Source organism: Kitasatospora sp. NPDC088783 (assembly GCF_044750705.1).
Lineage (GTDB): Bacteria > Actinomycetota > Actinomycetes > Streptomycetales > Streptomycetaceae > Kitasatospora > Kitasatospora fiedleri.
The window spans coordinates 54,577-70,412 of record NZ_JBIVKJ010000003.1 but is presented as its reverse complement, the minus strand read 5'-3'; the positions used below and the strand labels follow the sequence as shown (position 1 = coordinate 70,412).

The window sequence follows — 15,836 nt, the reverse complement described above, 5'->3', positions numbered from 1 at the left end:
TTGATCGCAAGATCCCGCTCGCTAACGATCCGGTCGCGGCACGTGTGCGGCTCGGGGAATGTCGGTACGGTCTGACCCGACATCAGCTCGGTGTGAGGGGGGTCTCATGTTGCCGGGAACGGAACTGGTGGCGGGCTATCTGTTCGCCTGGTTGGTGCGGCGGGCCAAGGACGTGGCCGGACGCGCCGAAACCGAGGTCGACCACGCGTTGGACCAGGTGCAGGAGTCGCTGCACGACGCCGTCGCCCGCAAACTCGGCCCCGCGCCGGCCCTGGAGGCGATCCGGGCCGAAGCCGCCGGAGGCCGCCCCGCGCCCTCCGAACTGGTCGGGCAGGCGCTCACCGGTAGCCTGGCGCTCGCCGCCGCGCAGGACAGGGACTTCGAGCAGCAGCTGGGCCGGGCGCTGGCGCGGATCGCCGAGCTCGAAAGCGGCCGGGGCGCGCCGCCCCCGCGGGCGGGCAGCACGTTCAACCTCGACGGTGCCGTCTTCCACGGGCCCACGCAGATGGGCGACCACAACCACCAGCACAACACCGTCCACCAGGTCGCCCGACCCGAGACGAAGCCGTGAAGGGCGAGCCGCCACCGCCCCCGGCGGGTACGCACTACAACATCCACGGGTTGAAACCCGGCCCTGCCCAGGTGGGGGACAACAACGTCCAGGAGAACAGACTCTTCTACATCTTCCGGCAGCAGAGCCAGGTCCTGCTGCTGGTCGCGGTGTTCGGCGGGATCGCGCTGGTGCTCTACCTGTGGTCCAGCATCGGGCGCACCGGCGAGGAGCGGGCGTCACCGGCCGCGACCGTCACCGTCACCGCACCCGGCGCCGCCGCCGCGGCGGCCAGCCCCGTCGCACCCGCGCAGCCTTCCGCGGGTGGCCAGGACGGTGGCCGGACCGGGAGCGGTCAGGACGGCAGCGGCGGTTCCGGCTGGAAGCTCAAGTACGGCGACAAGTCGGTCAGCATGGCGGAACCGAGCATGGCGGGGCTCCCGGCAGGGGAGGCGCAGCAGTGCGCCCAGTCCTACCTGGACTTCGAACCCGTGCTGCACGCCTCGCAGTTGAAGACGGCCCAGGACGCCGAGGCCACGCACGACCTGACGGTGGTGAACGCCTGCTTCACCCTCGTCCCCACGCCGGTGGTCGGGGCCGAGGGCGCGGGATGGGGCAGCTCGGAGGGCAGCCGGCCCGCGCCGGAGAAGTGCTACGAGGAGGCCATGGGCAACAACATGTCCGGCACCGTCCCGGTGGCTCGGATCGAACCGGGCACGGGCTACTGCCTGGTGACGGCGGACCAGGCCCTGGTCTGGTTCAAGGTCACCGGGAAGACCGGTCCCCACCAGCTGGGGCTCGACCTCACCGTCACGCTCTGGTCCCGCTAGCGCCCCGCCGGGGCGCGGCGGGGCGGAGTCCGGCGGTCAGACCAGGCTGTCCTTCCAGGTCTGGTGGAGGGTGGCGAAGCGCCCTTCGCCGGCGATCAGGGCGGCGGGGGTGCCGTCCTCGACGACGCGGCCCTGGTCCATCACCAGGACGCGGTCGGCGATCTCGACGGTGGAGAGGCGGTGGGCGATGATCACGGCGGTGCGGCCGGCCAGGACGGTGCGCATGGCGTGCTGGACGGCCTGTTCGCCGGGGACGTCCAGCGAGGAGGTGGCCTCGTCGAGGATGAGGACGGCGGGGTCGGCGAGCAGGGCGCGGGCGAAGGCCACGAGTTGGCGCTGGCCGGCCGAGATCCGGCCGCCGCGCTTGCGGACGTCGGTGTCGTAGCCGTCGGGCAGGGCGGCGATGAACGGGTGGGCGCCGATCGCGCGGGCCGCGGCCTCGACCTCGGCGCGGGTCGCGTCGGGCTTGCCGACGGCGATGTTCTCGGCGACCGTCCCGGAGAACAGGAAGGACTCCTGGGTGACCATCACGACGTCGGCGCGCAGCGCGGCGGTGGAGAGCTCGCGCAGGTCGACGCCGTCGAGGGTGATCCGGCCGGCGGTGGGGTCGTAGAACCGGGCCAGCAGCTTGGCCAGGGTGGACTTGCCCGCGCCGGTGGCACCGACCACGGCGGTGGTCCGCCCGGCGGGCAGCACCAGGTCGAACGGGGCGAGCACCTGCTTGCCGTTGGCGTACGCGAAGGAGGTGGCCCGGAAGGCGACCTCGCGGCCCTTGCCGCGCGCGGCGGGCAGGGTGGCGGGCGCGGCGGGCTCGGGGACGGACGGCTCGTGGGCGAGCAGGCCGGCCATCTTCTCCAGCGCGGCGGCCGCGGACTGGTAGCTGTTGAGGAACATCGCCAGCTGGTCGATCGGGTCGTAGAGCCGCCGCAGGTAGAGCACGAAGGCGGTCAGGACGCCGAGTTCGAGGCTGCCGTCGGTGACCAGGAAGGCCCCGAGGACGACCACGCCGGTGATCCAGACGTTGGCCGTCAGCCGGGACAGGAAGACGTACCGGGCCATCTCCAGCAGGCCGTCCGCGGTGGCGGTGGCGGACTGCCGGTTGACGGTGCCGAACGCCTTGTCGTTGGCGGCCTCGCGGCGGAACGCCTGCACCGGGCGGATGCCGTTCATGGTCTCGGTGAAGCGGACGATCAGCCCGGCGGAGACGGTGCGGGAGCGCCGGTAGACCTGCTGGGAGCGGTGCCGGAAGGACCGGATCACCAGGGACATCGGCAGGAAGGAGGCCAGCGCGGCCAGGCCGAGGCGCCAGTCGACGACCACCAGGACGACCGTGATGTAGCCGACCGACAGGCAGACCATCAGCAGTTCCTGGAGGCCCTCGGAGAGCAGCTCGCGCAGGGTGTCCACGTCGCTGGTGGCGCGGGAGATGATCCGGCCGGAGGTGTAGCGCTCGTGGAAGTCGAGGCTGAGCCGCTGGGCGTGCCGGAAGATCCGGCCGCGCAGGTCCAGCAGGATGTCCTGGTTGATCCGGGCGGCGACCCGGATGAACGCCCGCTGGAGCAGGGTGGCGGCCAGCGCGCAGCCCAGGTAGGAGAGGGTGACGGCGATCAGCGGGCCGGCGTCGTGGCCGCGCAGGGCGGGGATGCCGCGGTCGATGGCGTAGGCGACCAGCAGCGGGCCGGACTGCAGCGCGGCCTGCTGGAGCAGCACGGCCAGCACGGCGACGGTGATCCGGCGGCGGTGCGGGGACAGCAGCGAGCCGAGCAGGGCGCGCGGGGCGCCGGGCGGGACGGGGATGTCCTGGTCGTCGGTGGCCGGGGGGAGGAGCTCGTCCTCCTCGGCGACGGGTGCGGCGACGGCGGTGGTCATCGGGCCAGCGCCCCTTCCAGCTCGGACTCGCCGGACATCAGGGCCCGGTAGGCGGGACAGGAGCGCAGCAGCTCCTGGTGGGTGCCGACGGCGGCGATCCGGCCGTCGGCGAGCAGCGCGACCCGGTCGGCGAGCAGCACCGTGGACGGGCGGTGCGCGACGACCAGGGCGGTGGTGCCGGCCAGCACCCGGCGCAGGGCGCGCTCGACCAGCGCCTCGGTGTGCACGTCGAGCGCGGAGAGCGGGTCGTCCAGGACCAGGAAGCGCGGTGCGCCGACCACGGCGCGGGCCAGCGCCAGGCGCTGGCGCTGGCCGCCGGACAGGCTCAGGCCCTGCTCGCCGACCTCGGTGTCCAGGCCCTCCGGGAGCCGGTCGACGAAGCCGGCCTGCGCGGTGGCCAGGGCGGCGGCGACCTGCTCGGGGGTGGCGTCCGGGGCGCCCATCAGGACGTTCTCCCGGACGGTGGCGGAGAACAGGGTGGGTTCCTCGAAGGCGACGGCGAGGGCGCGGCGCAGCTCGGCGCGCGGCACGTCCCGGAGGTCGGTGCCGTCCAGGGTGATCGAGCCGGCGGTGGGCTCGTACAGCCGGGGGAGCAGCGCGGTGAGGGTGGTCTTGCCGCTGCCGGTGGCGCCGACCAGGGCGAGCGTCTCGCCGGGGCGGACGTGCAGGTCGACGCCGGCCAGCAGGTCGGGGGAGCCGGCGGGCGCGTCGGGGTAGCGGAAGCGGACGCCGGTGAAGCGGATGCCGCGGTCGTCGGACGGCGCCAGGCCGGACGGCGGGTCGGCCGGCTCCGGCTCGTCCATCACCTCGAAGTAGCGGTTGGCGGCGCTGGCGGCCTCGGCGGCGAAGCCGAGCAGCCAGCCGAGCGACTCGACCGGCCAGCGCAGGGCCAGCGCGGTGGACAGGAAGGCGACCAGGGTGCCGACCGAGAGCCGGTCGTGCGCGACCAGGACGGCGCCGGCGGCCAGGGCGCCGCCGAGGGCGAGCTCGGGCAGTCCGACGATGACCGCCCACAGGTTGCCGAGCAGGCCGGCCTTGCGCAGCTCGGTCTCGCGCAGGGCGGCGCTGTGCCGGCGGAACTCCTCGGCCATGGTGCGGTGCCGGCCGAAGGCCTTGAGGACGCGGATGCCGAGCACCGACTCCTCGACCACGGTGGCCAGGTCCCCGTTCTGGTCCTGGGCGAGCCGGGAGGCGGCCGAGTACCCGGCCTCGAAGCGGCGGGTGAAGTACAGCAGCGGGATCGCCGGGAGCACGGTGATCAGGGCGAGCCGCCAGTCGAGGGCGAACATCAGGGCGGTGCCGGTCAGGAAGACCGTGGAGTTGACGACCAGGAAGACCAGCGGGAAGGCCAGGAACAGCCGCAGCACGAACAGGTCCGAGGTGGCCCGGGAGAGCAACTGCCCCGAGGGCCAGCGGTCGTGGAAGGAGATCGGCAGCCGCTGGAGCTTGGCGAACAGCTCGCCGCGCAGCCTGGTCTCGACCCTGGCCAGCGGGCGGGCCACGATCACCCGGCGGACGCCGAACAGCACGGCCTCGGCCACGCCGAGCAGCAGCAGCAGGCCGGCCAGCGGCCACAGGGCGGACAGCTCCCGGTGGGCGACCGGGCCGTCGACGATCCGGCGCAGCACGACCGGGACGGCCAGCACGCTGAGCGAGGCGAGCCCGGCGGCGGCCATCGAGCCGAAGATCCGCCAGCGGGCCTCGCGCGCGTAGGGCCACAGGCGCAGCAGCGAGCGCACCGCGGACCGGGGTGCCGGTACGGGTGAACCGTGGGCGCCGCCTGTTGACGGTGCGTTCGAATCCGCGGGGGTGGGCGGAGCGGGGTTCTGGTTCTCGGCCATCGCCGAGAGGGTAGGCCGTCCCGCCGACATTTCTCATCCGGTTTTTTGCTCCTGTCGGCGAGAACCGGCCGGGCCGCGGGGGCCCCGCGCGGTCAGCCGGCCGTCAGCAGCACCGCCGAACGGCCCGTCAGCAGCACCTCCGCCACCGGCACGGCGTCCGGCGGCCCGGCCAGCGCGGTGTCCAGCAGCGGGACGTGCGGGGCGGGGAGCGTGAAGCGCCGCGGCTCGGGGGCGGCGTTCAGCAGCAGCAGGAAGTCGGCGTCCCGCACCTCCCGGCCCCGCTGGTCGCGCTCGGAGATCGCGCTGCCGGACAGCCGCATCGCCAGCGCCTGCCCCGGCGAGAACCAGTCCGCGTCGGTCATCTCGGTGCCCGCCGGGGTCAGCCAGGTGAGGTCCCGCTGCCCGTCCGGCCCGGCCGGGCGGCCGGAGAAGAACGCCCGCTGCCGCAGCACCGGGTGCGCCCGGCGCAGGTGCACCAGCCTGGCGGTCAGCTCGGCCAGCGAGCGCCAGTCCGGGTCGTCCAGCAGCGACCAGTCCACCCAGCCGGTCTCGTTGTCCTGGCAGTACGCGTTGTTGTTGCCGCCCTGGGTGCGGCCCATCTCGTCGCCCGCGGTGATCATCGGCACCCCGCTGGAGAGCAGCAGCGTGGTCAGCAGGTTGCGCAGCTGGCGCACCCGCAGCGAGCGGACCGCCGGGTCGTCGCTCTCGCCCTCCGCGCCGTGGTTCCAGGACCGGTTGTCGTCGGTGCCGTCCCGGTCGTCCTCGCCGTTGGCCCCGTTGTGCTTGCGGTCGTAGCTGACCAGGTCGCGCAGGGTGAAGCCGTCGTGCGCGGTGACGAAGTTGACCGAGGCGTACGGGCGGCGGCCGCCGCGCTGGTACAGGTCGGAGGAGCCGGAGAGCCGGGTGGCCAGCTCCCGGACGTCCGGCCGGGCGCCGCGCCAGAAGTCCCGGACGGTGTCCCGGTAGTGGTCGTTCCACTCGCCCCACAGCGGCGGGAAGCCGCCCACCTGGTAGCCGCCCGGGCCGACGTCCCACGGCTCGGCGATCAGCTTCACCCGGCTGAGCAGCGGGTCCTGGGAGACCGCGGCGAGGAACGGGTGCTCCATCTCCACGCCGTCCGCGCCGCGGGCCAGCGCCGCCGCCAGGTCGAACCGGAAGCCGTCCACGCCCATCTCGGCGACCCAGTACCGCAGCGAGTCGGTGATCAGCCGGATCACCTGCGGGCGGCGGGTGTCCAGCGTGTTGCCGCAGCCGGTGTAGTCCGCGTAGCCGCGGCGGGAGCGGTCCGGCCGGTAGTAGCCGGTGTTGTCGATGCCCCGGAAGGAGAGCGTCGGGCCCATCACGCCCTGCTCGGCGGTGTGGTTGTAGACCACGTCGAGGATCACCTCGATGCCCGCGGCGTGCAGCGCCCGCACCATCCGCTTGAACTCGCCGACCTGCTGGCCCCGGCTGCCGCTCGCCGCGTAGCCCGCGTGCGGGGCGAAGTAGCCGAGCGTGTTGTAGCCCCAGTAGTTGACCAGCCCGCGGGCCTGCAGGTGGTCCTCGCTGACGTGGTGGTGCACCGGCAGCAGCTCCACCGCGGTCACCCCCAGCCCGGTCAGGTGCGCGACCGCCGCCGGGTGCGCCAGCCCCGCGTAGGTGCCGCGCAGCTCGGGCGGCACCTCCGGGTGGCGCATGGTGAAGCCGCGCACGTGCAGCTCGTACAGCACCGTCTCGGCCCAGGGCGTCTTCGGCCGCTGGTCGTCGTACCAGTCGTCGGCGTCGTCGACCACCACGGCCTTGGGCACGTACGGCGCGGAGTCCCGGTCGTCCCGGACGGTGTCCGCCACGTCCCGCTCGGGCCAGTTGCGGACGGCCGCGCAGGTCGCGTCGTGGGCCGTGTAGGCGCCGTCGATCGCCCGGGCGTACGGGTCGAGCAGCAGCTTGGCGGGATTGTGCCGGGCGCCGGTCCACGGGTCCCACCGGCCGTGCACCCGGAAGCCGTAGCGGGTGCCGGGCAGCACGCCCGGCAGGTAGCCGTGCCAGGTCTGGTACGTCTGCTCGGTCAGCCGGTGCCGGCTCTCCCGGCCGCGCTCGTCGAACAGGCACAGGTCGACCGCCTCGGCCTGCGGGGCCCAGAGCGCGAAGTTGGTGCCCCGGCCGCCCTCCGGGTCGGTGCGGAACCGGGCGCCCAGCGGCTGCCAGCTGCCCGGCCACGGCGGCGCGGCGTCCGGCCGGGGAGCCGCGCCGTTCCACCGGGCGGCCGACCGCGCCTGACGGGCCGTGCCCGCACCCAGCTCCTGCCACGCCGTCATGGCGACCCTCCCAGCCATCCGGGGGCCCGTCCCCGTTCTTCCGGTTGTTCCCTGTCCGACGGCCCTCGTCACCCCGGGTCGAGCGGCGTGACGCACCGTGATCGATCATGTGCCCAGCGGAGCCGGGTGCGGAAACCATCCGGTCGTGTCCGCGCGGCGGAATCGATCATCGGGCCCGGTATCGGGTGGTATCGGGTGGTGTCGGACGAATGTCGGACGAGTGTCGGACGAATGCGGAGGACGGCATGCGCGCCGCGGTACGGCTCTGGACACGGCGGGCGGCGGCGCTCGCCCTGGTGCTGCTGACCGGCTGCTCCGGCGGTGGCGGCGACGGCGGCGGCGACCGGCCGTCGGGCGGCGCGGCCGCCCCGCCGCCGGTCTCCCGGGCCCGGCTCGCGGTGCAGCCCGCCGACGGCGCGCGGGACGTCCCGGCCGACGGCCCGGTGCGGGTCGAGGTCGACGGCGGCCGGCTGCTGACCGTCCGGCTCGCCGACGACCGCGGCGCCGCCGTCCCCGGCACCCTCACCGCCGACGGCACCCGCTGGACGGCCGACCGCCGGCTGGCCACCGCCACCGGGTACACCCTGGACGCGGTCGCCGAGGACGCGGACGGCCTGCGCGCCGCCGGGCACGCGGCCTTCGCCACCGCCGCCCCCGCGCACACCTTCGTCGGCTCCTTCACCCCCGAGGACGGCTCCACCGTCGGCGTCGGGATGCCGGTCTCGCTGCGCTTCTCGCACCCGATCGCGGACCGCGCCGCGGTGGAGCGGGCCGTCGCGGTGGTCTCCGACCCGCCGCTGGAGATCGCCCCGCACTGGTTCGGCGACCGGCGGCTGGACTTCCGCCCCGCCGCGTACTGGCCGGCCGGCACCCGGGTCACCCTGCTGCTGCGGCTCAGGGACGTCGAGGGCGCGCCCGGCTACCTCGGCACCCAGGACGAGGACGTGCACTTCACCGTCGGCCGCGCGCTGGTGGCCGTCGTCGACCTGGACGCGCACACCATGACGGTCCGCCGGGACGGCGAGGTGCTGCGGGTGCTGCCGGTCAGCGGCGGCAGCCCCGAGCACCCCACCTACCTGGGCACCATGGTGGTCTCCGAACGCCACGAGGCGATCAGGATGGACTCGCGGACCGTCGGCCTCGGCGACGCGTACGACATCGCGGACGTCCCGCACGCGCTGCGGCTGACCGCCTCCGGCACCTTCGTGCACGGCAACTACTGGAGCGACCCGGCGGTCTTCGGCGCCGCCAACACCAGCCACGGCTGCATCGGCCTGCCCGACGCCAGGGGCGGCTCCGCCGACTCCCCGGCCGGCTGGCTCTACGCGCACACCCGCACCGGCGACGTGGTGGAGGTGCGCGGCTCCCGCGGCGAGCGGGTCGCCCCCGACAACGGCCTCTCCGACTGGAACCTGGACTGGCGGCAGTGGACGGCGGGCAGCGCGCCGGGAGTTCACTGAACGAGCACCCGGCTCCCGCCGAAGATTCACCCGGCCGGGCCGGTTATCCTGGCCGCGCGCGACCGGAGTCGAACAGCGCGGCCACCGGATCGCGGTCGGCCCGGTGCAACCGATCCCGGGCACGGGCACGTGTACGCGATGGGAACACCGGGAGGGGAGCAGCGCAGTGGAGACGGTTCACAGGACCTGGGCCGTGGCGGGACGCGGACGCCGGGCCAGGCGGGCGGCGGCGGCCCTGCTGGTGGGCGGCGTACTGCTGCTCGGCACGGCCTGCAACGGCGACGGCGGCGGCGGCGGGTCGACGGACGCCAAGGGCACGGCGGGCGGCGGGAGTTCGTCCTCCTCCACGTCCGACCCCACCCCGAAGGTCTCGACCGCGCAGCTGACCGTCACCCCGGCCAACGGGGCCACCGACGTGCAGCCGAAGGACGGCCTCCAGGTGGCGGTGGCGAGCGGGAAGCTCACCACCGTCGAGGTCACCGACAAGAACGGCAAGGCGGTGGACGGCAAGATCTCCGACGACGGCCTGAGCTGGAAGCCCGCCGGCCAGCTGGCCGTCGGCACCACCTACACGGTCACCGCGCAGGCGGTGGACGCGGCCGGGCTGGTGGCCGCCTCGACCACCAGCTTCACCACGCTGACCCCGGCGAAGACCGCCTCGACCAACGACAACATCGCCGACAACGGCACCTACGGCGTCGGCATGATCGTCTCGGTCAGCTTCGGCAAGCCGATCAAGAACAAGGACGCGGTGCTGGCGGGCGTCACCGTCACCGGCTCCGACGGCACGGTGGCCAAGGGCCACTGGTTCACCAACCAGCGGCTGGACTTCCGGCCGGAGGAGTTCTGGAAGCCGGGCACCAAGGTGACGGTCAAGTACCGGCTGAAGAACGTCGAGGTGGCGCCCGGCGTGTACGGCGACATCGACAAGGACGAGCCGTTCACCATCGGCCGCTACCAGGTCTCCACGGTGGACGCGGCGGCCCACACCATGACGGTGGACCACGGCGGCGGCAAGACCGAGAGCATCCCGATCACGGCCGGCAACGACCAGAACGCGTCCTGGAACGGCACCATGGTGATCTCCTCCAAGGAGAAGGTCACCCGGATGAACTCGGCGACCGTCTCCAACGTCAAGGGCGACGAGTACGACGTCCCGGACGTGCCGCACGCGATGCGCCTGACCAACACCGGCACCTACGTGCACGGCAACTACTGGAGCACCGCCTTCGGCAAGTCCAACGCCAGCCACGGCTGCGTCGGCATGGCCGACGTCAAGGGCGGCGGCGACAGCACGGCGGCGGGCAAGTTCTTCAACTCCTCGATCATCGGGGACGTGGTGCGGATCAAGAACTCCAAGGGCCAGACCGTCTCCGGCGACAACGGCTGGAGCGGCTGGACCGTCCCGTGGAGCAAGTGGTAGGCCTCGGCCCGCACGCCCGCACGCCCGCACGCCCGCACGCCCGCACGGCCCGGTGGTCACCCGACCGCCGGGCCGTGGTCCGTTCGTGACCGTACCGGGACACTCGGATCGCAACGTTTCCGCTCCCCGACCCGTCATATCAAGCGAAAGTCCTGTCAGCGGACAGGCGGGCGACCGGGGAGAGCGGAACGTGAAGGCGATGCGCGGGGCATATGTGGCGGGGGCGCTCGCGGGCGCCCTGGTGCTGATGACCACGGCCGGCTGCAGCTCCGGCCCGGCGAAGCCGGACGGCCCCAAGGGCACGGCCGGCGCCACGGCCGGCGAGAGCAAGCCGCCGGTGTCGGCCGCCACCATCGCCATCACGCCCGCCGACGGCGCCACCGGGGTGAAGCCGACCGGCGAGGTCAAGGTGACGGCCGCGGCCGGCAAGCTCACCTCGGTCAAGGTCACCGGCCCGGACGGCGTCGAGGTGCCCGGCCAAATCGCCGCCGACGGCAGCTGGGCCCCCACCGGCAGCCTCCTGGTGGCCACCGCCTACACCGTGGACGCGCTCGCCGAGGACGACAAGGGCGTGGTCGCCAACGCGCGCTCCGGCTTCACCACCCTCACCCCCGACAAGGAGGCCGGCACCAGCGACAACATCGCGGACGACGGCACCTACGGCGTCGGCATGATCGTCTCGGTGCGGTTCAAGCGGTCCGTGGTGAACAAGGACGCGGTCAAGGCCGGCATCACCTTCGAGACCTCCGACGGCACCGAGGTCCGCGGCCACTGGGTCAACGACAAGCGGATCGACTTCCGGCCGGAGAACTACTGGAACGCCAACACCAAGGTCACCATCCACTACAAGCTCAAGAACGTGGAGACCGCGCCCGGCGTGTACGGCGACGTGGACAAGGACGAGCCGTTCACCATCGGCCGCTCGCAGGTCTCCACCGTGGACGTCAACACCCACCGGATGTCGGTGGTCCGGGACGGCCAGCAGACCGACACCGTCGAGTTCACGGCCGGCAAGCCCGGCTACGACACCTGGAACGGCGTCATGGTGGTCGAGGCGATGGAGGGCACCACCCGGATGACCTCCAACGGCGTCACCAAGGAGGGCTCCGGCGACGAGTACGACCTGGTGGTTCCGCACGCCATGCGGTTGACGGACTCCGGCACCTACGTGCACGGCAACTCGTGGAGCGCGGGAGTGATCGGCCGCTCCAACGGCAGCCACGGCTGCATCGGCGTCACCGACACCGCCAAGGGCGGCGACGGCACCCCGGCGGGCAAGCTCTACAACTCCAGCATGGTCGGGGACGTGTTCAAGGTGGTCAACTCCAAGGGCGCGACCGTCTCGATCGACAACGGCCTGGGCGGGTGGAACACCCCCTGGGCGCAGTGGTGACGCCCGGGCGTCCGTTCGGTTGCTGACGGCATATGCCAAATGAATAGTGATCGTTTGCTCATTGTCCGTACGCGCCCGCTCGCGTTCCGCAATGATGGGGTGCATGGCGGCATGGGGCGAAGCGGACCGGTCATCACTTCCAGTGGCCGGCAGGCGTGGTGACGATCCGTCAGCGATCGGCGCCGGCGTGGTGCTGGCCGACCTGGAGCGGCTGACGCCGGAGGAGATGGAGCACCTCTTCTTCGGCGTCCTCAGCGATCCCGACGCCGCGGAGGAGGTGCGGCTGCCCTCCCGCCCGGAGTCGGCCAAGGTGGCCCGCCGGCTGGTCCTCTCGGTCTTACGGACGTGGAAACTCCACCAGCTGCTGGAGGCCGGGGAGTTGCTCACGGGCGAACTGGTGGCCAACGCCGTCCGGCACGCGGGCGGCCGGATGATCGGACTCAAGGTGACCCGCCGCCCCGGCTGGCTGCGGGTCGAGGTCCGGGACTCCTCGCGCGCCCTGCCCTGCCTGATCCGGGCCCCCGAGGTCGGCTACCAGAACGGCCACGGCCTGCGGCTGGTGGAGTCGCTCGCCGACCGCTGGGGCGCCGACCTGCTGCCGCGCGGCAAGGGCGTCTGGTTCGAGATCAGGATCCGCGAGCGGGCCGCCGCCATCGCCGCCGCCGCGCTCTGAGCCCGCCCCGTCGTCCGCCTGGCATGTGAAGGTGAAGTGAACCACACGCCTTGGTTTCGATTTTGTCCACCGGTTCATAACATGCGATAGTCATGCAAGTCGGGCAGTACAACCCGACGCCTCCCCTCCGTCGGCACGCACCCCCTTGGCCGCCGGAGGACGCACAGGGGCCCCGGACCGCGCACCACCGCGGACAGGGGCCCCGTACCGTTTCCGGGGTCAGCACTCGATGACGTTGACGGCGAGGCCGCCGCGGCTGGTCTCCTTGTACTTGACCTTCATGTCGGCGCCGGTCTCCTTCATGGTCTTGATCGCCTTGTCGAGGGAGACGTGGTGGCGCCCGTCGCCGCGCAGGGCCATCCGGGCGGCGGTGACGGCCTTGACCGACGCCATGCCGTTCCGTTCGATGCAGGGGATCTGGACCAGGCCGCCGACCGGGTCGCAGGTGAGGCCGAGGTTGTGCTCGATGCCGATCTCGGCGGCGTTCTCGACCTGCTCGGGGGTGCCGCCGAGGACCTCGGCGAGGCCGCCCGCGGCCATCGAGCAGGCGGAGCCGACCTCGCCCTGGCAGCCGACCTCGGCGCCGGAGATGGAGGCGTTCTCCTTGAAGAGCATGCCGATCGCGCCCGCGGCGAGCAGGAAGCGGACGATGCCGTCCTGCTCCTCTCCTTCGGAGTACGCGCCCGGGACGATGAAGTTCAGGTAGTAGTGCAGGACGGCCGGGATGATCCCGGCGGCGCCGTTGGTGGGGGCGGTGACCACCCGGCGGCCGGAGGCGTTCTCCTCGTTGACGGCCATCGCGTAGAGGGTGACCCACTCCATCGCGTTGCCCGGGTTGACGCCCTCGGCGCGCAGCGCGCGGGCGGCGGAGGCGGCCCGGCGGCGGACCTTGAGGCCGCCGGGGAGGATGCCCTCGCGGGACATGCCGGCCGCGACGCACTCCTTCATGACGGCCCAGATCTCCAGCAGCCCGGCCCGGATCTCGGCCTCGGTGCGCCACGCCTTCTCGTTCTCCAGCATCAGGCCGGAGATGGACAGGCCGGTCTCCCTGGTCAGCCGCAGCAGCTCCTCGCCGGTGCGGAAGGGGTACCGCAGGGCGGTGTCGTCGGGCTTGATCCGGGCCTCGCCGAGGGCGTCCTCGTCGACCACGAAGCCGCCGCCGACCGAGTAGTAGGTCTTCTCCAGCAGCGTCTCGCCGGAGGCGTCGTACGCCCACAGGGCCATGCCGTTGGCGTGGTACGGGAGTGCCTTGCGGCGGTGCAGGACCAGGTCGTGGTCCGGGTCGAACGGGATCTCGTGCCGGCCGAGCAGGCTGAGCCGCTTCTCGGCGCGGATCCGCTCGACGTCCAGGTCGGCGCGGTCGACGTCGACCGTGCGGGGCGAGTGGTTCTCCAGCCCGAGCAGGACGGCCTTGGGGGTGCCGTGGCCGTGCCCGGTGGCGCCGAGCGAGCCGTACAGCTCGGCGCGGACGGTGGCGACCCGCTCCAGCAGGCCCTCGGAGCCGAGCCGGCGGGCGAACATCCGGGCCGCGCGCATCGGGCCCACGGTGTGCGAGGAGGAGGGGCCGATGCCGATGGAGAAGAGGTCGAAGACGCTGATGGCCACGGGGTGACGTCCTTGTCCGGTCTCGTGGTGGTGTGCCGGTTCCCGCCCGGTGGGGCGGGGCGCGGCATGGAACGGGGCACCGCGCGCACCTCTCCAGTGTGCGTGGTGCCCCGGGAAGCCCGGGCGGGCCGCCGGTCGGGCGGCCCGCCGAGCGGGGTCCTACAGCTCCGGGTAGAGCGGGTGGGCGGCCGCGAGCGCGGTCACCCGGGCCTTGAGCGCCTCGGCCTTGGCCTCGTCGAAGCCCGGCTTGAGCGCCTCGGCGATGACGTCGGCGACCTCGCGGAAGTCCTCGGCGCCGAAGCCGCGGGTGGCCAGCGCCGGGGTGCCGATCCGCAGGCCGGAGGTGACCATCGGCGGGCGCGGGTCGTTCGGGACGGCGTTGCGGTTGACCGTGATGCCGACCTCGTGCAGGCGGTCCTCGGCGTCCTGGCCGTTGAGCTCGCTGTTGCGCAGGTCGACCAGGACCAGGTGCACGTCGGTGCCGCCGGAGAGGACGGAGACGCCGGAGGCGGTCACGTCGTCCTGGAGCAGGCGCTCGGCGAGGATCTTCGCGCCCTCCAGGGTGCGGCGCTGGCGCTCCTTGAACTCCTCGGAGGCCGCGACCTTGAACGCGACGGCCTTGGCGGCGATCACGTGCTCCAGCGGGCCGCCCTGCTGGCCGGGGAAGACCGCGGAGTTGATCTTCTTGGCCCACTCGGCCTTGGAGAGGATGACGCCGCCGCGCGGGCCGCCCAGGGTCTTGTGGGTGGTGGTGGTGACCACGTCCGCGTACGGCACCGGCGAGGGGTGCAGCCCGGCGGCGACCAGGCCGGCGAAGTGCGCCATGTCGACCATCAGCAGGGCGCCGACCTCGTCCGCCACCCGGCGGAACTCGGCGAAGTCCAGCTGGCGGGGGTAGGCGGACCAGCCGGCGATGATCAGCTTGGGCCGGTGCTCCTTGGCGAGGCGCTCGACCTCGGCCATGTCGACCTGGCCGGACTTCTCGTCCACGTGGTAGGCCACCACGTTGTACAGCTTGCCGGAGAAGTTGATCTTCATGCCGTGGGTCAGGTGGCCGCCGTGGGCCAGGTTCAGGCCCAGGATGGTGTCGCCCGGCTGGATCAGCGCGAACATCGCCGCGGCGTTCGCCTGCGCGCCGGAGTGCGGCTGCACGTTGGCGTGCTCGGCGCCGAACAGCTCCTTGATCCGGTCGATGGCGATCTGCTCGACCACGTCGACGTGCTCGCAGCCGCCGTAGTAGCGGCGGCCGGGGTAGCCCTCGGCGTACTTGTTGGTGAGCACCGAGCCCTGGGCCTCCATGACCGCCACCGGGGCGAAGTTCTCGGAGGCGATCATTTCCAGGGTGGTCTGCTGGCGGTGCAGCTCGGCGTCGACCGCGGCGGCGATCTCCGGGTCGAGCGCGTGCAGGGACTGGTTGAGAACCGTCATCAGGGGGGTCTCCCGGTCAGGCGCCGGTGAAGGCGGTGTAGCCGTCGGCGTCGAGCAGCTCGTCGGTCGCCTCGACCCGGACCTTGAACAGCCAACCGCCCTCGAAGGGCTCCGAGTTGACCAGGGCCGGCTCGTCGATGACGGCCTGGTTGACCTCGGTGACCTCGCCGGTGGCGGGGGAGTAGAGGTCGCTGACCGACTTGGTGGATTCGAGCTCGCCACAGGTCTCACCCGCGGTGACGGTGTCACCCACTGCGGGGAGCTGGACGTACACGATGTCGCCGAGGGCGTCGGCCGCGTGCGCGGTGATGCCGACCGTCGACACCCCGTCCACGGCGGCGGTCAGCCACTCGTGCTCCTTGGTGTACTGCAGGTGCGTGGGGTTGCTCATGGCGTCATTCTCCAGGATCGCGGGAGGGGCGGGCGCGGCCGTCCGCTGGGCGGACGAACCGGAAAAGGACTGGCTCGGG

General features: G+C 72.9%; 12 protein-coding genes. 6 read left to right on the top strand and 6 right to left on the bottom strand.

Annotated elements, in window-relative coordinates; all coding sequences use genetic code 11:
* Nucleotides 1–106: 106 nt before the first annotated feature.
* Nucleotides 107–571, top strand: coding sequence for a hypothetical protein (locus tag ACIP60_RS08890; protein ID WP_400681710.1), 465 nt, complete (start codon nt 107–109; stop codon nt 569–571).
* A gap of 50 nt (nt 572–621) precedes the next feature.
* Nucleotides 622–1,380, top strand: coding sequence for a hypothetical protein (locus ACIP60_RS08885; RefSeq protein ID WP_400681708.1), 759 nt, complete (start codon nt 622–624; stop codon nt 1,378–1,380).
* A gap of 36 nt (nt 1,381–1,416) precedes the next feature.
* Here the strand turns inward: ACIP60_RS08885 and ACIP60_RS08880 are convergent, their stop codons facing one another.
* From ACIP60_RS08880 to glgX, 3 genes are all read right to left on the bottom strand, one after another.
* The gene (locus ACIP60_RS08880; RefSeq protein ID WP_400681705.1) at nt 1,417–3,249 is read right to left on the bottom strand and encodes an ABC transporter ATP-binding protein; all 1,833 of its coding nucleotides are present in this window, start codon (nt 3,247–3,249) and stop codon (nt 1,417–1,419) included.
* Nucleotides 3,246–5,090, bottom strand: a complete 1,845-nt coding sequence (locus tag ACIP60_RS08875) for an ABC transporter ATP-binding protein (protein WP_400681703.1) — start codon at nt 5,088–5,090, stop codon at nt 3,246–3,248. The genes ACIP60_RS08880 and ACIP60_RS08875 overlap by 4 nt, the downstream gene beginning before the upstream one ends.
* A 92-nt stretch (nt 5,091–5,182) precedes the next feature.
* Nucleotides 5,183–7,384 carry a glycogen debranching protein GlgX gene (gene glgX, locus ACIP60_RS08870; protein WP_400681701.1) on the bottom strand — a complete coding sequence of 734 codons (2,202 nt, stop codon included), beginning with the start codon at nt 7,382–7,384 and terminating at the stop codon, nt 5,183–5,185.
* 245 nt (nt 7,385–7,629) lie between these two features.
* Between glgX and ACIP60_RS08865 the strand changes: the two genes are divergently transcribed.
* The 4 genes from ACIP60_RS08865 to ACIP60_RS08850 all read left to right on the top strand — a co-directional run bounded on the left by ACIP60_RS08865 (nt 7,630) and on the right by ACIP60_RS08850 (nt 12,333).
* Nucleotides 7,630–8,844, top strand: a complete 1,215-nt coding sequence (locus ACIP60_RS08865; protein WP_400681699.1) for an Ig-like domain-containing protein — start codon at nt 7,630–7,632, stop codon at nt 8,842–8,844.
* Nucleotides 8,845–9,037: 193 nt separating this feature from the next.
* On the top strand, nt 9,038–10,267 hold the full coding sequence (locus ACIP60_RS08860; protein ID WP_400681697.1) for an Ig-like domain-containing protein: 1,230 nt from the start codon (nt 9,038–9,040) through the stop codon (nt 10,265–10,267).
* 199 nt (nt 10,268–10,466) lie between these two features.
* Nucleotides 10,467–11,660: an Ig-like domain-containing protein gene (locus ACIP60_RS08855; RefSeq protein WP_400681695.1), complete on the top strand. Its 1,194-nt coding sequence runs from the start codon at nt 10,467–10,469 to the stop codon at nt 11,658–11,660.
* A gap of 142 nt (nt 11,661–11,802) precedes the next feature.
* Complete coding sequence (locus ACIP60_RS08850) at nt 11,803–12,333, top strand: ATP-binding protein (protein ID WP_400681693.1); 531 nt, start codon at nt 11,803–11,805, stop codon at nt 12,331–12,333.
* 219 nt (nt 12,334–12,552) lie between these two features.
* Here the strand turns inward: ACIP60_RS08850 and ACIP60_RS08845 are convergent, their stop codons facing one another.
* From ACIP60_RS08845 to gcvH, 3 genes are all read right to left on the bottom strand, one after another.
* Nucleotides 12,553–13,938, bottom strand: a complete 1,386-nt coding sequence (locus ACIP60_RS08845; protein WP_100836286.1) for an L-serine ammonia-lyase — start codon at nt 13,936–13,938, stop codon at nt 12,553–12,555.
* A gap of 159 nt (nt 13,939–14,097) precedes the next feature.
* The gene (glyA, locus tag ACIP60_RS08840; RefSeq protein WP_400681691.1) at nt 14,098–15,366 is read right to left on the bottom strand and encodes a serine hydroxymethyltransferase; all 1,269 of its coding nucleotides are present in this window, start codon (nt 15,364–15,366) and stop codon (nt 14,098–14,100) included.
* A 16-nt stretch (nt 15,367–15,382) separates the two neighbouring features.
* Nucleotides 15,383–15,757 (bottom strand): glycine cleavage system protein GcvH, encoded by a 375-nt coding sequence (gene gcvH, locus ACIP60_RS08835; RefSeq protein ID WP_100836284.1) that lies wholly within the window; start codon nt 15,755–15,757, stop codon nt 15,383–15,385.
* Between the last annotated feature and the right edge of the window lie 79 nt (nt 15,758–15,836).

Excerpts from the sequence above, each read along its gene's own strand:
- ACIP60_RS08890 (WP_400681710.1), top strand. The coding sequence starts at position 107 with ATGTTGCCGGGAACGGAACTGGTGGCGGGCTATCTGTTCGCCTGGTTG.
- ACIP60_RS08880 (WP_400681705.1), bottom strand. The coding sequence starts at position 3,249 with ATGACCACCGCCGTCGCCGCACCCGTCGCCGAGGAGGACGAGCTCCTC.
- ACIP60_RS08875 (WP_400681703.1), bottom strand. The coding sequence starts at position 5,090 with ATGGCCGAGAACCAGAACCCCGCTCCGCCCACCCCCGCGGATTCGAAC.
- glgX (WP_400681701.1), bottom strand. The coding sequence starts at position 7,384 with ATGACGGCGTGGCAGGAGCTGGGTGCGGGCACGGCCCGTCAGGCGCGG.
- ACIP60_RS08865 (WP_400681699.1), top strand. The coding sequence starts at position 7,630 with ATGCGCGCCGCGGTACGGCTCTGGACACGGCGGGCGGCGGCGCTCGCC.
- ACIP60_RS08855 (WP_400681695.1), top strand. The coding sequence starts at position 10,467 with ATGCGCGGGGCATATGTGGCGGGGGCGCTCGCGGGCGCCCTGGTGCTG.
- glyA (WP_400681691.1), bottom strand. The coding sequence starts at position 15,366 with ATGACGGTTCTCAACCAGTCCCTGCACGCGCTCGACCCGGAGATCGCC.
- gcvH (WP_100836284.1), bottom strand. The coding sequence starts at position 15,757 with ATGAGCAACCCCACGCACCTGCAGTACACCAAGGAGCACGAGTGGCTG.